Below are 17834 nucleotides of genomic sequence, written 5' to 3' on the forward strand. Positions count from 1 at the left end.
TCCTCATACGAACATCCGGCGCAGACCGGGGCGGCGCGCGGCGGCCGATTCCGCCAGCCACGGTGCGAGCGCGGCCACGGTCGGCAGGTCGAAGATCTTGCGGATGGGTATCTCCAGCCCCAGCTCGGCGCGGGCGCGGCTGATCAGCCGGGTGGCGAGCAGGGAGTGCCCGCCGAGCTCGAAGAAGCCGTCGTCGATGCCGACCCGTTCCAGGCCGAGCACTTCGGCGAACAGCGCGGCCAGGGCCTCCTCGCGGGCGCTGCGCGGTGCGCGGTAGGGGGCGCCGGTGAACTCCGGCTCGGGCAGCGCGGCCCGGTCCAGCTTGCCGTTGGGCATCAGCGGCAGCCGGTCCAGGAGCACGAAGGCGGACGGCACCATGAAGTCGGGCAGCCGCTCGGCGGTGGACCGGCGCAGCTCCTCGGCGGTCAGGGTGCCCGCCGGGACGGCGTACGCGACGAGCTGCTGCCCGCCGCCGGGGCCCGGCCGGGCGACGACGGCCGCCTGGGCGACGGCGGGGTGCGCGGTGAGCGCGGCCTCGACCTCGCCGGGTTCGACGCGGAAGCCGCGCACCTTGACCTGGGCGTCGCCGCGGCCCGCGTACTCCAGCTGGTCCTCGGCGTTCCAGCGGGCCAGGTCGCCGGTGCGGTACATGCGGGCGCCGGGCGGGCCGAAGGGGTCGGCCACGAAGCGGTCGGCCGTCAGTCCGGGGCGGCCCTGGTAGCCGCGGCCCAGGCTGCCGCCGACGTACAGCTCGCCGGTCGCGCCCTGCGGCACCGGTGCCAGGTCGGGGCCCAGGACGTAGGCCCGCATGGTGGCGAGGGGGGCGCCGACCGGGGCGCTGCCGGAGCGGCCCCCGCCGCCGGCGGGGACGGTGAAGGCGGTGGCGTAGAACGACTCGCTCTGCCCGTAGGCGTTGACGACCCGGACGCCGGGGAAGGCGGCGCGGACCTTCTCGGCCAGGGCCGAGGGCAGGGCCTCCCCGGCGAAGACGACCGTCTCCACCTCGGTGCGGCCGGCGATGGCGTCGAGGAGTTCGGCGAAGGCGGAGGGGACGGTGGAGACGACGGCGCCGCTCCATCCCTCCTTCCGCTCGCCCAGGACCAGGACGTCGCGGACCAGTTCGACGATGCCGCCGGCGGCGAGGGTGGTGAAGATCTCGAACACCGAGACGTCGAAGTTGACGGAGGTCCCCGCGAGGAGTCTCTTGCCGGGTTCCATCCCGACGACGGGGGCGAGTTCGCGGACGCCGCCCACGATGTTGGCGTGGGTGATGGCGACGCCCTTGGGCTTCCCGGAGGAGCCGGAGGTGTACATCACGTACGCCAGCTGGTCCGGGTGGATCCGGGGCGGCGGGGCGCTGCCGTCGTCCGCGGCCGGGGCGAGCCGGTCGAGGAGGAGGTCGGGGGCCTCGTGCTCCGGCAGGGCCGCGGCCGTGGCGGAGTCCGTCAGGACCAGGTGGGGCCGGGCCTCGGCGAGGATGGCCGCCAGGCGCCGGCTCGGGTAGCGGGGGTCGGCCGGCAGGTAGGCGCCGCCCGCCTTCAGGACGGCGAGGAGAGCGACGACCAGTTCCGCCGAGCGGGGCAGGGCCAGCGCGACCAGCGACTCCGGGCCCACCCCGTGCGCGGCCAGCACCCGGGCCAGGGCGTCGGCGCGGGAGTCCAGCTCGCGGTAGGTGAGGGTCTCGTCCTCGGTGACCAGGGCGGGTTCGTCCGGGGTCCGGGCGGCCTGCGCCTCGACCAGGCCGGGGACGGTGGTGTCGTCCGGGGCCGGTGCGGCCGTGGGGTTGAGGCCGGCGAGGAGCCGTTCGCGTTCGGCCGGGTCCAGGACCTCCAGCTGGGCGGCCTTCAGCTCCGGGGTGGCCGCCAGCTGCCGCAGGACGCGCACGAGGCGGGCCGCGATCACCTCCACCGCCTCCCGGCCGAAGACGCCCGGCGCGTACTGGAAGATCAGCTGGAGGTGCGGGTCGACGGCCGCCATCAGGGCCAGCGGGTAGTTGGTGGCGGTGGCCGGGCGCAGTCCGGTGAAGGCGATGCCGTCCGCGGCGGCGCTCGCGGCGCCGAGTCCTTCGCGGTCGACCGGGTAGGACTCGAAGACGAACAGCGTGTCGAAGAGGGACTGCCGGCCGAGGGACTGCTGGATCTCGGTGAGCCCGAGGTGGTGGTGGTCCAGGAGGCCGGCCTGCCGGTCCTGGAGCCGGGTGAGGATGTCGGCGAGGGTGTCGCCGGGGGCGTACGCGACGCGCACGGGAAGGGTGTTGATGAACATCCCGACCATCGCGTCCACGTCCGGCACGGCGGGCGGGCGGCCGGAGACGGTGGCGCCGAACACCACGTCCCGGCGGCCGGTGAGCCGGCCGAGGAGCAGCGCCCAGGCGCCCTGGACCAGGGTGTTGACGGTGACGCCCAGCTCGGCGGCGCGGGCCGCGAGGGCGCGCGCCTCCTCGGCCGGGAGGTCCACGTCGAGCTGGGCGACGCCCTGTTCGCCGACGCCCTCGGAGCCGGGGGCGAGCAGGGTGGGCTCGTCGGCCCCGTCGAGTTCGGCGGTCCACGCCCGCAGGGACTCCTCGGTGTCCTGCCGGGCGCGCCAGGACAGGAAGGCGTCGAAGCCGGGGGCCGCGGGCAGGGCGGCGGCGTCGCCGCGGGAGCCGTAGAGCAGCAGCAGGTCCCGCATCAGCAGGGGCGTGGACCAGCCGTCGAACAGGACGTGGTGGGAGGTCATCACGAGTTCGGCGCGGCCGGGTTCCACCACGACCAGGGAGAGGCGGAACAGGGGCGGGGCGTCCAGGTCGAAGTGGGCGGCCCGGTCCTCGGCGAGGAACCGTTCGAACTCCTCGGTGCGTACGGGTTCCCCCGTTCCGGTCAGGTCTAGGTACCGCCAGGGGAGGGTGACCCCTTCGGCCGGGACCGCCTGGACGAGGTCGCCGTCGGCCCGGGCGACGTACGCGGCGCGCAGGCCCGGGTGGCGCTCCAGGAGGGCCTGTCCGGCGCGGCGCATGCGGCCGGGGTCGACCTCGCCGGAGAGGTGGAACACCAGCTGGTTGTGGTAGGGGTCGAAGGAGGTGCCGGCGAGCTGGGTGTGGAAGAGCATCCCGGACTGGGTCGGGGTGGTCGGCCGGATCTCGGCCAGCCGTCCGTACCGGGCCTCCCAGGTGTCGATCTCCTCCTGGGTCACGCCGGCCAGGGGCGCGTCGGAGGGGGTCAGCCCGCCGGCGCCGGGGGTGGCGGCGTACCGGGCGAGGGCGGTGAGGGCCCGGACCCACAGCAGGGCCAGTTCGGTCACCTCCTCGCGGGAGAGGGTCCCGGCCGGGAAGGTGAAGGCGGCGGTCAGTTCCTCGCCCCCGGGGCCGGGGGCGGCCACGGCCTCGATCTCCAGGCCGGACACCGGCGGCAGCCCGGCGTCGGGGGCGGCGTCCAGGTCCGGGTGGGCGGGGTCGGTGGCCCAGCCCAGGCCGCGGAGGTCTTCGGGCAGCTCCGCGCCGGAGGGCCTGCCGAGGTAGGTGAACCCGATGCGCGGTGCGGGGGCGCCGGGGGCGGGGACGAGGGCCGCCGCCGCCCGGACCTGCTCCTTGACGGCCTTCAGGGCCCGGCCGGCGGCCGGTCCCGCGGCGAGCGCCTGCGCGAGGTCGAGGCCGGTCAGGTCCAGCCGGGCGGGGAACACCGGGGTGAACGGGCCGACCGTGCGGGTCAGGTCGGCGCCGGGCACCCGGTGCGCGGCCCGGTCCTGCCCCTCCAGCCGGACCGGGACGGGCGCCGCGGGCAGGCCGCGCGCGGCGCGCCAGTGGGCCAGTGCCAGGGCGAACGCGGTGACCAGTCCGTCTTCGGCACCGGTGCGCAGCAGCGCGGGCAGCCGGTCAAGCAGGGCCGTCGTGACCTCCGCCGGTACGCGCACCCGCACCCGGTCGGCGGTGGGGGCGCCGTGCGCTTCCCGGGTGCCGAAGGGCGGCTCCTCCTCGTACGGGGCCTGCTGCCCGGGGGCCGGCGCGGCTTCGGCCAGGGCGTGGGCCCACCGGCGGTAGGAGGTGCCCGTGCGGGGCAGGGCGGGGGTCCGGCCCTCGCGCACCTGCTGCCAGGCGCGGACCAGGTCCGCGACCAGGATCCGCCAGGACACCCGGTCCACGGCCAGGCGGTGCGCGACGACCAGCAGCCGGCCGCCGTCCTGGGCGTCCTGCGCGGCGGTGAGCCGGACGAACTGCGTCAGCACGCCCGCGTCCGGGTCCAGGCGGCCCGCGGCCGCGGCGAGTTCGGCGCGCACGGCGTCCTCACCGGTGTCGCCGCCGGGGACCTCCCGCAGCAGTCCGCGCGCGTCCACGCTGCCGGGCGGCTCGATGAGCAGGCCCGGTTCGGCCCGGTCGAGCCGGGCGCGCAGGACGTCGTGCCGGTCGAGGACGGCCTGGACCGCCGCGACGAGCTCCTCGTGGCCGACGCCGCCGGGCAGGGTGAGCACCGTGGAGGTGTGCGGCCGGCCGAGGGCGCCGGCGTGCGCGAGGAGCCGGTGGGCCTGCGGGGGCAGCGGGGCCCGGCCGGTGCCGCCGCCGGGCAGTTCGGGCAGGGCGGGGCCCTCCTCGTCCCGCGCGTCGGCCAGTTCCACGAGCCGGGCGACGGTGCGGTGCTCGAAGATCTCCCGCACGGTGATGACCGTGCCGCGGGCCTTGGCGCGGGCGACGACCTGGATGGAGCGGATGCTGTCGCCGCCGAGGGCGAAGTAGTCGTCGTCGATGCCGACCCGTTCCAGGCCGAGGACTTCCGCGAACAGCGCGCACAGGGTCTCCTCGCGCGCGTTGCGCGGCCCCCGGCCGGTGGAGACCTGCGCGTAGTCCGGTACCGGCAGGGCCCGGCGGTTCAGCTTGCCGTTCGGGGTCAGCGGGATCTCCGCGAGCGGGACGATCGCGGTGGGCACCATGTAGTCCGGCAGGTGTCCGCGCAGGTACTCGGGGAGCCGGGCCAGCAGCGGGCCGATCGAGGTGGCGAGCGAGGGGTCGTTCGCCCGGATCCGGCCGCCCGCGCCGCCGGCCGCGGCGGCGAAGGCGCCGACGACGGGCCGCGCCGCGTCCCGGCCCGGGGGCAGCAGGAGCAGGTCGAAGTGGCGGGGGTCCTCGCCGGACCAGGTGACGAGGGCGTCGGCGCCGAGGCCGCGCACCGCGCGCCGCAGTTCCTCCGGGTCGGCGGCCCCGGCGGCCGGCGCCGGGGGGAGGACTCCCGCCGCGACGGCCGCCGCGGCCTCCCCGTCCAGCCGCGCGTTGGGGATGCCCGTCACCCGCAGCGGGCCCTCCCGGTCCACGGCCCGGGCGAGTTCCGCGAGGCCGCCGTCCTGCTGCCGGCTCCAGGGGACGGCCGGGACGCCGGCCAGGTCGAGCACCCGGGCCGGGTCCTTGTGCAGCACGACCTCGTAGCGGTGGCGGGACAGTTCGTTGTGCTCCCGCACCGCCTTGAGCCGGATGTCCGCGGCGGCGCCGTGCTCCTGCGCCCAGGCGGTGAACCACTCGGGGGCGACCACCAGCTCCCGTTCGGCGAACAGCGCCTTCTCCACCAGGCTGCGCAGTTCCTCGGGGGCCGCGTACGGGTGCGCCGCGCGCTGGGTCGCGGTGAGCAGCATCCGCAGCGTCGCGGCGTTGCGGACGTCGCCGACGACCACCCGGCCGCCGGGCGCGAGGAGTTCCATCACCTCGCACAGCACCCGGTCGAGGTAGCCGGCGCTCGGGAAGTACTGGACCACCGAGTTCAGGACGACCGTGTCGAACGTGCCGCGGGGCAGCCCGGACACGTCGTCCGCGGGCTGGGCGCTGAGCCGGACCCGCGCGCCGTGGCCGGCCTGTTCGGCCTGCCGGCGGACCCGGTCGACGACGGTGGCCGAGATGTCGGTGCCCCAGTACTCCTCGACCTCGCCGGCGATCTTCGCCAGCAGCAGGCCGGAGCCGACGCCGATCTCCAGCACCCGCCGGGGCGCGTACCGCAGGACCTGGGCCACCGCGGCGTCCTGCCAGGCACGCATCTGCTCGCGCGGGATCGGCTCGCCGTCGTAGGAGGAGGTCCACAGTTCGAAGTCCTCGCCCAGCGCCTCGTCCCCGGAGCCGGCGTAGGTGTCGTCGTAGACCTGGCGCCACTCGTCCACCTGGGCGTCGGCGTCGGCCGCGGCGCCGTCCGGGTCGGGCACCACGTAGCCGACGAGGCGCTTGTCGCCCTCCTGGTCCTCGCGCACGACGACCACGGCCTGGGCCACGCCGGGGTGCCCGGCCAGCGCGTTCTCGATCTCGCCGAGCTCGATGCGGAAGCCGCGGACCTTCACCTGGAAGTCGGTCCGTCCGACGTACTCCAGCCGGCCGTCGGCGGACCAGCGCACCAGGTCGCCGGTGCGGTACATGCGGGCGCCGGCAGGGCCGAAGGGGCAGGCCGTGAACCGCTCGGAGGTCAGGTCCGGGCGGCCCTGGTAGCCGCGCGCCAGTCCGTCGCCGGCGATGTACAGCTCGCCCTGGACCCCGCGCGGGACCGGGTTCAGCCGGGCGTCGAGCACGTACACCTGCGTGTTGCCGATGGGTGAGCCGATGGACACGCCGGTGCCGGCCTCGACGGGGGCCATGGTCGACCAGATGGTGGTCTCGGTGGGGCCGTAGACGTTGGACACCTCGGCGGCGGCGCCGGCCAGGGTCTCGGCCAGCCGGGCCGGGAGGGCTTCGCCGCCGGTCAGGACCCGCAGGCCCGTGGCGGCGTCCGGCTCGTGCATCAGCAGCATCTGCCAGAACGCCGGGGTGGCCTGGGCCACGGTGACCCGGTGGCGGCGCAGGAGCGCGACGGTCTCCGAGGGGTCGGCGAGGGTGTCCTTCCCGGCGAGCACGACGGCCGCGCCGCTCACCAGCGGCAGGTACAGTTCGAGCGCCGCGATGTCGAAGGAGACGGTGGTCACCGCGAGCCACCGGTCGGCCGGGGTCAGCGGGACCCGGCGGCCCATCGTGGCCAGGAAGTTGTCCAGCGCGCCCCGCGGGACGGCGACGCCCTTGGGGTTGCCGGTGGAGCCCGAGGTGTAGATGACGTACGCGGTGTTGTCCGGGGAGACCCGCGGCAGGGGCGCGGCACCGGGGGCTGCTCCCTCTTGAGCTGCGGCGGCCAGGGCGTCGGCGTCGAGCACGAGCGCCGGGCGGCAGTCCGCGAGGATGTACTCGATGCGCGACTGCGGGTGGTCGGGGTCGACCGGCACGTAGGCGGCGCCGGTCTTCAGCACCGCCAGCAGGGCGACCACCAGTTCGGCGGAGCGCGGCAGCCGGACGGCCACCAGGGATTCGGGCCGCACCCCGCGGCCGGTCAGCCAGTGCGCCAGCCGGCCGGCCCGCTCCTCCAGCTCGGCGTAGGTCAGCGTGGCGTCCTCGCCGATGACGGCGGGGGCGTCCGGTGCCGTCCGGGCCTGCCGGGCCACGGCCTCCACCAGGCCCGGTTCCAGGGTCGGTTCGGCCGTGTCGTTCGCGGTGCGCAGCAGCCAGTCCCGCTCGTCGGCGTCGAGGACGTCGAGGTCGGCGAGGCGCAGGGCGGGGTCGGCGACCGCCTGCTCCAGGATGCGCACGAAGCGGTCGACGACGGCGACGGCCGTGGCGTGGTCGAAGAGTTCCGCCGCGTACTCCAGGCGGCCGTGTGCGCGGCCGGTGGCGTCCGGGACGATGTTGAAGAACAGGTCGAACTTGGCGGTGTCGGTGCCCAGGGCGACGGGGGTGACCCGCAGCCCGGGCATCCGGATCTCCGGCCAGACGAACTGCCAGGCCAGCATCACCTGGAACAGCGGCTGGTAGGAGGTGGAGCGGTCCAGGCCGATGAGCTCCACCAGCCGTTCGAAGGGGACGTCCTGGTTGTCGTACGCGGCGAGGGCCTTGTCGCGGGCCTGCTCCAGCAGGTCGCCGAAGGTGGGGTTGCCCGACAGATCGGCGCGCAGGACCCAGGTGTTGACGAAGAACCCGATCAGGTCGGCGAGGGCCTCCTCGGTGCGGCCCTCGATGGGGCTGCCGATGGTGACGTCCTCGCCGCCGCCCAGCTTCTGCAGCAGCACCGCGAGCGCGGCCTGGGCGACCATGGGGGCGGTGGCGCCGTGTTCGGCGGCCAGTTTGCCGAGCCGGGCGACGAGTTCGGGTTCCAGCTCGAAGGAGACGTGTCCGCCGCGGTGGCTCGCGACCGCCGGGCGGGGCCGGTCCAGCGGCAGGGTGACCGGCTGCGGCACGTCGGCCAGCTCGCGGCGCCAGTGCTCCAGCTGGGCGGCCGCGATGCTCTGCGGGTCGTCCTCGTCGCCCAGGAGCTGCTGCTGCCACAGCGTGTAGTCCTTGTACTGCACGTCGAGCGGCGCCCAGCCCGGTTCGCCGCCCGCGTGGCGTGCGGCGTAGGCCTCCATCAGGTCGCGCAGGAACGGTCCCATGGAGGCGCCGTCCGCGGCGATGTGGTGGAAGACGAACGCCAGGACGTGCTCCTGCGGGGCGGTCCGCAGGACGGTCGCCCGCAGGGGCAGCTCGGTGTCCAGGTCGAAGGGCTCGGCGACGGCCGCGCGCAGCGCCCCGTCCACGTCGTCCGCGGCCACGTCGGTCACCCGCAGCCCCGGGTCGGCCTCCTGGGGCGGGAGGATCCGCTGCCGGGGCGTGCCGTCGGTGTCCTCCTCGATGAGGGTGCGCAGGCTCTCGTGCCGGGCGACCACGTCCCGCACGGCGGCGGCCAGGGCGCCCGTGTCCAGGGGCCCGTCCAGGCGCAGGACGAACGGGATGTTGTAGGTGGCGGAGGGGCCCTCCAGGCGGTGGAGGAACCACATCCGGCGTTGCGCGTGGGACAGCGGGATCATCGGGCCTGCTCCGATACGGTCATCTGGCCCAGTCGGGGGCGCAGCTGGGGGCGGTTCGACGTCGACTCGGCCGCTTCCGCGATCCGTTCCGCGAGCCCGGCGACGGTGGGGTTGCGGAACACCGTCGTGACCTTCACGTCGACGTCGAGGGCGTTGCGGATGCGGCCGGTGAGCCGGGTGGCCAGCAGCGAGTGGCCGCCGTGGTCGAAGAAGTCGACGTCGATGCCGATCTCGTCCACGCCGAGCAGCTCGGCGAACAGCCGGCAGAGGGCTTCCTCGGTCGGGTTGCGCGGGCCCCGTCCGGGCTCGGCCCGGGCGGGGAGGTCGGGTGCCGGGAGCGCCTTGCGGTCGAGCTTGCCGCTCGGGGTGGAGGGGAGTGCGTCGAGCGGGACGACGGCCGAGGGGACCATGTACGCGGGCAGGTGCTCGCGGGCCAGGTCGCCGAGGGCGGCCGGGTCCAGCCGGCCGGGTGTGCGGCCGGCCGCGGGCACCACGTAGGCGACCAGGCGCTGGTCGCCGGGGCGGTCCTCGCGGACGAGGGCGACGGCGGTCTCGACGTCGGGGTGCGCGGCGATGACCTGTTCGATCTCGCCGAGCTCGATGCGGAAGCCGCGGAGCTTGACCTGGAAGTCGGACCGGCCGATGTACTCGACCTGGCCGTCCGCGTTCCAGCGCACGACGTCGCCGGTGCGGTACATCCGGCCGCCCGGTTCGCCGTAGGGGCAGGCGACGAAGCGTTCGGCGGTGAGGGCGGTCTGGCCGAGGTAGCCGCGGGCGAGGCCGGTGCCGGCCAGGTACAGCTCGCCGGGGACTCCGGGTGCGACGGGGCGCAGGGCCGCGTCGAGCACGTACACCCGGGTGTTCCACACGGGTGCGCCGATCGGCACCCGGGCGGCGCCGGGTACGTGGCGGTGGGCGGTGACCTCGACGGAGGCCTCGGTGGGCCCGTAGAGGTTGTACACGCCGAGGCCGGGCAGGAGGGCGGCGACCTTGTTGGCCAGGGCGGGCGGGAAGGCCTCGCCAGCGACCTCGATCCAGCGCAGGCTGTCGCAGTCCTTGGCGGCGGGCTCGGCGGCGAAGGCCTCCAGCAGGGAGGGCACGAAGTCGGCGCCGGTGACGCGTTCGCGGCGGATCAGGTCGGCGAGGTAGGCGGGGTCGCGGCGCCCGTCGGGGCGGGCGACGACCACGGCGGCGCCCGTCTGGAGCGGGGCGAAGATCTCCGGTACCGAGACGTCGAAGCTCGCGGTCGTGCTGAGCAGCACCCGGTCCTCGGGGCCCACGCCGAAGTGGGACAGGCCCCACTGCAGCCGGTTCATGATCGCCCGGTGGGCTACCTGGACGCCCTTGGGGCGGCCGGTGGAGCCGGAGGTGAAGATGACGTACGCGGCGTGGTCCGGGGTGAGCGCGGGCGCCGGGTCGGTGTCCGGGTGGCCGCCGGTGTCGGGGAGGTCCGCGTCGAGGACGAGCAGCGGGTCGGCAACGTCCAGGACGAGCCGTACCCGGTCCTCGGGCAGTTCGGTGTCGACGGGCACGTAGGCGGCGCCGGCCTTGACCACGGCGTAGATCGCCACCATCAGGTCGACGGAGCGCGGGATCCGGACGGCGACCAGCCGCTCGGGGCCCGCGCCGCGTTCGATCAGCCAGTGCGCGAGGCGGTTGGCGCGGCGGTTGAACTCGGCGTAGGTGAGGGTCTCGTGCTCGCCGATCAGCGCGACCCGGTCGGGCGTGCGCCGCACCTGGGCCTCGAAGGCGCCGGGCAGGGTGTCGTCCGCGACGGGGTGCGCGGTGTCGTTGACGCCTTCGACCAGCCGGTGGTGTTCGTCCGCCGAGAGGACGTCGACGGCGCCGACGGGGGTCTCGGGGTCTTCGAGGATCTGCTCCAGCACCCGCACGAGCCGGCCGGCGACGGCCTCGGCGGCTTCGCGGTCGAAGAGGGTGCTCTGGTAGTCGAGGGAGAGGCGCAGGTAGGGGTCGGAGGAGTTGAGGGTGAGCGGGTAGTGCGAGCCGGCGAAGGGCCGGATGGCGTCGATGGTCAGGCCCGCCGACTCGTTGGCCTCCACGATGCCCTCGCGGTCGATCGGGTAGTTCTCGAAGACGACGATCGTGTCGAACAGCGAGGGCAGTCCGACGCCGCGCTGGATGTCCGCGAGGCCGTAGTAGTGGTGGTCGAGGAGGGAGATCTGCCGGTCCTGGAGGTCGGTGACGACCCGGGCCAGGGTGTCGCCGGGCCGGCAGCGGACGCGGGTCGGGAGGGTGTTGATGAACAGGCCGACCATCTCGTCCGATCCGGCCAGGTCGGCCGGGCGGCCGTTGACGGCGGCCCCGAACACCACGTCGTGCTGCCCGGTCAGCTTGGAGAGGACCACGGCCCACGCGCCCTGCAGGAGGGTGTTGAGGGTGACGCCGAGTCCGGCGGCGCGGCGGGCGAGTTCGCGGCCCTGGTCGATGGAGAAGGGGACCTCGACGCGGCCGAGGGCGGTGGCCTCGCCCTCGGCGGTGCGGTCGGCGGCCACGAGGGTGGGCTGCTCGAAGCCGTCGAGTTCCTGCTGCCAGCGGGCGGCCGAGGCCTCCCGGTCCTGGCGGGACAGCCAGGCCAGGTAGTCGCCGTAGCCGCGGACCGCGGGGAGTTCCCCGTCGCCGGCGTACAGCCGGACCAGGTCCTTGATGACCAGGGGCGAGGACCAGCCGTCGAACAGGGTGTGGTGGGCCGTGACGATGAGCTTGGCCCGCTCGGGCCCGCAGGTGAGCAGGGCCAGGCGGAACAGCGGGGGCCGCGTGGGGTCGAGCTGGTCGGCGCGGTCGTCGGCGAGGGCCCGGTCGAGGGCCGCGTCCTGCTCGGCCTCGGTGCGGCCGGTCAGGTCGAGGTGGCGCCAGGGCACGGGGACGTGCTCGGCGACGACCTGGACCGGGTCGCCGCCCGCGGCGGCGAGGAACGCGGAGCGCAGGTTGGGGTAGCGGTCCAGGAGGGCCTGTCCGGCCGCCCGCATGCGGGCGGGGTCCACGGGTCCGGACAGGTGCAGCACGAACTGCATGTGGTAGACGTCGAAGGTGCCGTCGGCGAGGGCCGCCTGGAACTGGATGCCGGACTGGCCGGGGGCCTGGGGCCAGACCTGGACGAGGCGCCCGTAGCGCTCCTCCCACTCCTCGATCTCCCGCTGCTGCACGGTGACCAGGGGGGCGTCGGAGGGGGTGAGGCCGCCGGCCCCGGGGCGGGCGGCGTGGGCGGCGAAGCCGTGCAGCACCTCCACCCAAAGGTCGGCCAGTGCGGCGGCGCGCTCGCGGGACAGGACCCCGGTGGGGAACATGAAGACGGTCTGGAGGCGGGCGCCCCCGTCGGTGTCGGTGACCACGGAGTTGACCTCGAGGGCGGACAGCGCGGGGAGGTCCGGGTCGGGCATCGGGACGAGTTCGGAGGACCACTCGGACGGGGCCCAGCCCTGGCCGCGCAGGTGCTCGGGCACGTCGGCGTCGGAGATCCGGCCGAGGTAGTTGAAGCCGATCTGCGGGGCGGCGTACTCCTCCAGCTGGACCGCGGTCTCCGGGTTCAGCCAGCGCAGCAGCCCGTAGCCGAGGCCCTTGCCGGGGACCTCGCGCAGCTGCTCCTTGACCCGCTTGACGGCGGCGGCGGCCGCGGGGCCGCCGGCCAGCGCGTCGGCCAGGTCCACGCCCCCCACGTCCACCTTCGCCGGGTACATGCTGGTGAACCAGCCGACGGTACGGGAGAGGTCGGCGCCGGGGACGGCGTCCTCCTCGCGGCCGTGGCCCTCCAGCCGGACCAGGGTCGAACGCTCGTCCCCGCGCCAGCGGTTCACCGCGAGGGCGAGGGCGGCGAGGAGCACGTCGGTGCCGGTGGCCCGGAACGCCGCGGGGAGCCGGGTCAGCACCGCCTCGGTGACGTCGGCGGGCAGCTGGACCCGCACGGTGTCGAGGGTGGACATGGTGTCCGCGGCCGGGTCGAACGCCCGCTCGCCCAGCGGGAGGTTGGCGGACTCCAGCACGTCGCGCCAGTGGTCGAGTTCCTCCTCGCGCTCCGGGGAGATCGCCCCGTCCTCCAGGGCGGCCGCCCAGCGGCGGGCGGAGGTGCCGACGGCGGGCAGGGCGGGCGTGCGGCCGGCGCGGACCTGCTGCCAGGCCTCGGCGAGGTCCGACACGAGGATGCGCCAGGAGACCCCGTCCACCACGAGGTGGTGCAGGACCAGCAGGAGCCGGCCTTCGCCGGAGTCCGCGGCGAACCAGACGAAGTCGGCCATGGTCCCGGCGGCCGGGTCGAGCCGGTCCGCCGCGGCCTCCAGTTCCGCCTTCGCCGCCTCCAGGGCCGCGGGCTCGTCCCAGCCGCCGGTGACGGGGACGCGGCGGATCAGCTCCGCCGCCCGGACGGTGCCCTCGGGGCGTACGACGAGGGTGGGCTCGTCCGCGTCGCGCACGAGCCGGGAGCGCAGCAGGTCGTGCCGGTCGAGCACGGCGTCGAGGGTGGCGGCGAGCGCGGCCCCGTCGATGCCCTCGGGCAGGTCCACGACGAGCGACATGGCGAAACGGTTCAGCCCGCCGCCGTGCTCGAACACGTGCCGCGCCACCGGCGGCAGCGGCAGCGCGCCGACCCCGCCGCCCTCCAGCTCCGCGAGGACGGGCACCCGGTCCCGGCGGTCGGCGGCCGCCTCGGCCAGCCGGGCCGCGGTGCGGCATTCGAAGATCTCCCGCGTGGTGAGGTCCAGGCCCCGGGCCCGGGCCCGGGCCACGACCTGGATCGAGCGCAGGCTGTCGCCGCCCACGGCGAAGAAGTCGTCGTCCACGCCCACCCGGTCGACGCCGAGCACGTCGGCGTAGGCCGCGGTGATGATCCTCTCGGCCTCGGTGCGGGGCTCCCGGTAGGCCCCGCCCAGGAACTCCGGTTCGGGCAGCGCCGCGCGGTCGAGCTTGCCGGTCGGACCGAGCGGCAGCCGGCCGACGGCCACGAAGGCCGAGGGCACCATGTAGTCGGGCAGCCGGGCCGCGGTGAACTTGCGCAGTTCGGCGGCCGAGGCGCCGGCCTGCACGTCCACGTCGCCGATGCCGCCGGCCCCGTCGTCGCCGACGGCCCCCTCACCGGTGTGCACCACGTACGCGACGAGCCGCTTCCCGCCCATCGGCACCTCGCGGGCGATGACCACGGCCTCGCTGATGCCGGGGTGCGCGGTGAGCGCCGCCTCGACCTCGGCGGTCTCGATGCGGAAGCCGCGCACCTTCACCTGGCCGTCACCGCGGCCGACGCACTCCAGCCGGCCGCGGGCGTCCCAGCGGGCGAGGTCGCCCGTGCGGTACATCCGCTCGCCCGGCGGGCCGAAGGGGCTGGCCACGAAGCGCTCGGCGGTCAGGCCCGGGCGGCCGTGGTAGCCGCGGCCGAGGCAGGCGCCGACCACGTACAGCTCGCCGACCACGCCCTGCGGCACGGGGGCGAGTCCCGGACCCAGCACGTAGGCGCGCATGTTGCCCAGCGGGGTGCCGATGGGCGCGACCTCTCCCCCGGCCCACTCCTCGGCCGCGGGGAGGGAGAAGGCTGTGGCGTAGAAGCTCTCGCTCTGCCCGTAGGAGTTGACGATCTGCGCGCCGGGCAGGGCCTCGCGCAGCTGCCGCACCAGGCGGGCCGGAAGCACCTCGCCGGCGAGGACGACGCTGCGCACCTCGGGCGCCTTGTCCAGCCGGCCCACCAGCTCCCCGAGGACCGAGGGGACCCCGCTGAGGACGTGGCCGTCCCAGGCGTCCCGCTCGGCGAGGGCCAGGGCGTTGTCCACCAGCTCGGCGGTGCCGCCGGTGGACAGGGTGGTCAGCAGCTCGAAGACCGAGACGTCGAAGTTGACGGAGGTGCCGCAGAGCATCTTCCAGCCGGGCTCCACGTCGAGGACGCGCACCAGCTCCCGTACGCCGTTGACCACGCCCCGGTGGGTGATCGCCGCGCCCTTCGGCTTGCCGGTGGAGCCGGAGGTGTACATCACGTACGCCAGGTTGTCCGGCGCGGGCGGCGCGATCGGGCCGCTGTCGGCGGGGGCCCAGGCGGCGCGGTCGTCCACGCACAGGACGGGGATCTCGTGCGGCGGCAGCTCCCGCGCGGTGGCGGTGTCCGTCAGCACCAGCTTCGGGCGTGCCTCGCTCAGCACGGTCCGCGCCCGTCCGGCGAGGTACTGCGGGTCCAGCGGGACGTAGCCGGCGCCGGACTTGAGGATGCCGAGCAGGCCGGCGACGAGTTCTTCGGTGCGCGGCAGCGCCAGCGCCACCAGGTCCTCCGGTCCGGCGCCGCGCCGGACCAGCTCCCGGGCGACGGCGTCGGCCCGCCGGTCCAGCTCCCGGTAGGTCAGCGTGCGGCCGTCGCACACGAGCGCCGGGGCGTCGGGCGTCCGGGCGGCCTGCTCCTCGAACAGCTGCGGGACGGTCAGTGCGGGCAGCTCGGTGGCGGTGTCGTTGAAACGGCCCAGCAGGCGGTCGCGTTCGGCCTCGTCGAGTACGTCGACGGCGCCGACGGTGCGGTCCGAGCCGGCCACCAGGGCCTCCAGGACGCGCACGAACCGGGCCGCGAGGGTTTCGACGGTGGCCCGGTCGAACAGGTCGGTGGCGTACTCCAGCCGGACGCCCGCCCCGCCGGAGCCGTCCGGGATCATGTTGAAGAACAGGTCGAACTTGGCCGTTCCGGTCTCCAGCGTCTGCGCCTCGGCCTGGAGGCCGGGGAACTCCAGCTCCCCCAGGGGCTCCTGCCAGGCGAGCATCACCTGGAAGAAGGGGTGGTAGGCGATGGACCGGTCGGGGTTGAGCAGTTCCACGAGCCGTTCGAAGGGGATGTCCTGGTTGTCGTAGGCGGCCAGCGCCCGGTCCCGGACCCGGCGCAGCAGCTCGCGGAAGGTGGGGTTGCCGGAGAGGTCGACGCGCAGCACCCAGGTGTTGACGAAGAAGCCGACGAGGTCGCGCAGTTCCTCGTCGGTGCGGCCGGCGATGGGCGCGCCGATGGGGATGTCGTCCCCGCAGCCGAGGTGGTGCAGGAGCACCGCGAGGGCCGAGTGCATGACCATGGACACCGTGAGGTCCTGCTCGGCCGCCAGCTTCTCCACGGCGGCCAGCAGCTCCGGCCCGACGGGGAAGCGGACCAGGCCGCCGTCGGGGCTGGTGCGCTGCGGGCGCGGGCGGTCCGTCGGCAGGGCCAGCGGCTGCGCCATGCCGTCCAGCGCCTCGCGCCAGTAGGCCAGCTGTCCGGCGGCCAGACTGCCGGGGTCGGACTCGTCGCCGAGCACGTCCTGCTGCCACAGGGTGTAGTCCGCGTACTGGACGGGCAGCGGCTCCCACGCCGGGGCGGCGCCCTCCTTGCGGGCCGCGTACGCCTCGGTGAGGTCGCGCAGCAGCGGTCCGAGGGACTCCCCGTCCAGGGCGATGTGGTGGACCACCAGCACGAGGGTGTGCTCGCGGGGGCCGGTCCGCAGGAGCGTGGCGCGGATCGGGGCGTCGGCGGCCAGGTCGAAGGTCTCCTTGGCCGCCCGGTCGACCGCCTCCGCCAGCTCGTGCGGTGCCGTCTCGACGGCCGGCAGGGTGACGGGCTTCTCCCCGGACGCCAGGACCCGCTGGTGCGGGATCCCGTCGTCGCCCTCGGCGATCACCGTGCGGAGGACCTCGTGCCGGTCGACGACGTCGCGGAGCGCCGCTTCGAGGGCGCCCGCGTCCAGCTCACCGGTCAGCCGCAGGGCGAACGCGCCGTTGTAGGTCGGGGAAGGACCTTCGAACCGGTCCACGAACCACAGCCGGCGCTGCGCGAACGACAACGGGATCATTGTGTCTCCAAATTCGGCGAACCAGGGAGCAGGTCGGTCGTCGCTCAGCTCTGGTCGAGCAGGGTCAAGAGTTCTTCGTTGTAGAAGTCGTCGATCGAGATCGCGCCGGACAGGGTGGAGAAGTACCGGTCGATGTGCTCCTGGTGGCCGACGAGCTTGCGCAGCATGTCCGTGCGCCCCTCGGGCTTGAGTTCGGCCACGTTGAGGGCGCCCTGGTACTGGCTGTGGGCCTCGTTGCCGAGCTCGTTCTCGTAGCGGCGCAGGGCGCGCCTGAGCGCGGCGTCCTCGTGCAGCGCGTCCCCGACGAGGTCGGTGAGGGACTGGGCCTGGACGAAGGCCTCGGTGATCCCGCGGGCGGTGATGGAGTCCTTGTGGTTGACCGCGTCGCCGACCAGCACCCAGCCGGGCCCGTAGGCCTTGCGGAAGAAGTTCTCCTGGTGGCCGGTGCCGTACATCTGCTCCTCGCGGCGGCCGCCGCGCATCCGCTCGTACAGGTCGGGGGCGGTGCTGCGGACGGCTTCGAGGTAGGCGGGCTCGACGTCCTTGCGGACCTCGTTGTAGTCGGCCTGCGGGAAGTACGTCATGATCAGCTTGAGGTCGTCGTTGGTGGGGACGGCGGCGACCCAGCGCCCCGGCCGCTCGTACAGCTCGAAGCTGGAGGGGACGCCGGACCAGTAGCTGTAGTAGACGCAGGTGGCCCGGGGGTGCTCGATGACGTAGGGGGCGCCCGCCTTGCGGGCCACGAGCGAGCGCATGCCGTCCGCGCCGACGACCAGGCGTGCCCGGGCCTTGGCCTCGGCGCCGCCGGGCGTGGTGTAGCGCACGCCGACGACCCGGTCGTCCTCCCAGAGCAGGTCGTTCACCGCGCAGCCCTCCCGGAACTCCACTCCGGCCTCCACGGCTCCGGCCGCGAGGATCGGGTCGAGCACGTAGCGCCGCGGCGCGTACGTGGTGGTCAGCCCGTCCATGGGGAGGGAGAAGCCGTCGACGCGGACTCCGGGGCCCTCGTAGCGCTCGTGGGTGATGGGCGTGGCGCCCGACTCGCGGATCCGGTCGAGCAGTCCCCACCGGTTCAGGAGGGCCACGCCCTGCATGTGGATGTAGTGCGAGGAGAGCGTGTCCTGCGGGAAGCGGGCCTTCTCCAGGAGCAGGACGCGGTAGCCGCGCCGGGCGAAGAGCATGGCCGTCGGCGAGCCCGCGCAGCGGGCCCCGGTGACGATGACGTCGTAGTCGTCCACGGTCTTCTCCCCT

The 17834-nt window shown here is 75.0% G+C and carries 3 protein-coding genes; all 3 read right to left on the minus strand.

The window, feature by feature from the left end:
• Positions 1–3: 3 nt before the first annotated feature.
• The 3 genes from B4U46_RS39985 to B4U46_RS34720 are packed head-to-tail and all read right to left on the minus strand — an operon-like array spanning position 4 to position 17821.
• Positions 4–8799: a non-ribosomal peptide synthetase gene (locus B4U46_RS39985; RefSeq protein WP_185117379.1), complete on the minus strand. Its 8796-nt coding sequence runs from the start codon at positions 8797–8799 to the stop codon at positions 4–6.
• Positions 8796–16583 (minus strand): non-ribosomal peptide synthetase, encoded by a 7788-nt coding sequence (locus tag B4U46_RS34715; RefSeq protein ID WP_079432239.1) that lies wholly within the window; start codon positions 16581–16583, stop codon positions 8796–8798. Before B4U46_RS34715 ends, B4U46_RS39985 begins: the two co-directional genes overlap by 4 nt.
• Before the next feature lie 44 nt (positions 16584–16627).
• Complete coding sequence (locus tag B4U46_RS34720) at positions 16628–17821, minus strand: NAD(P)/FAD-dependent oxidoreductase (RefSeq protein WP_079432240.1); 1194 nt, start codon at positions 17819–17821, stop codon at positions 16628–16630.
• Positions 17822–17834 lie beyond the last annotated feature (13 nt).

Origin of the sequence: Streptomyces katrae (genome assembly GCF_002028425.1) — a bacterium.
Taxonomy (GTDB): Bacteria; Actinomycetota; Actinomycetes; order Streptomycetales; family Streptomycetaceae; genus Streptomyces; species Streptomyces katrae_A.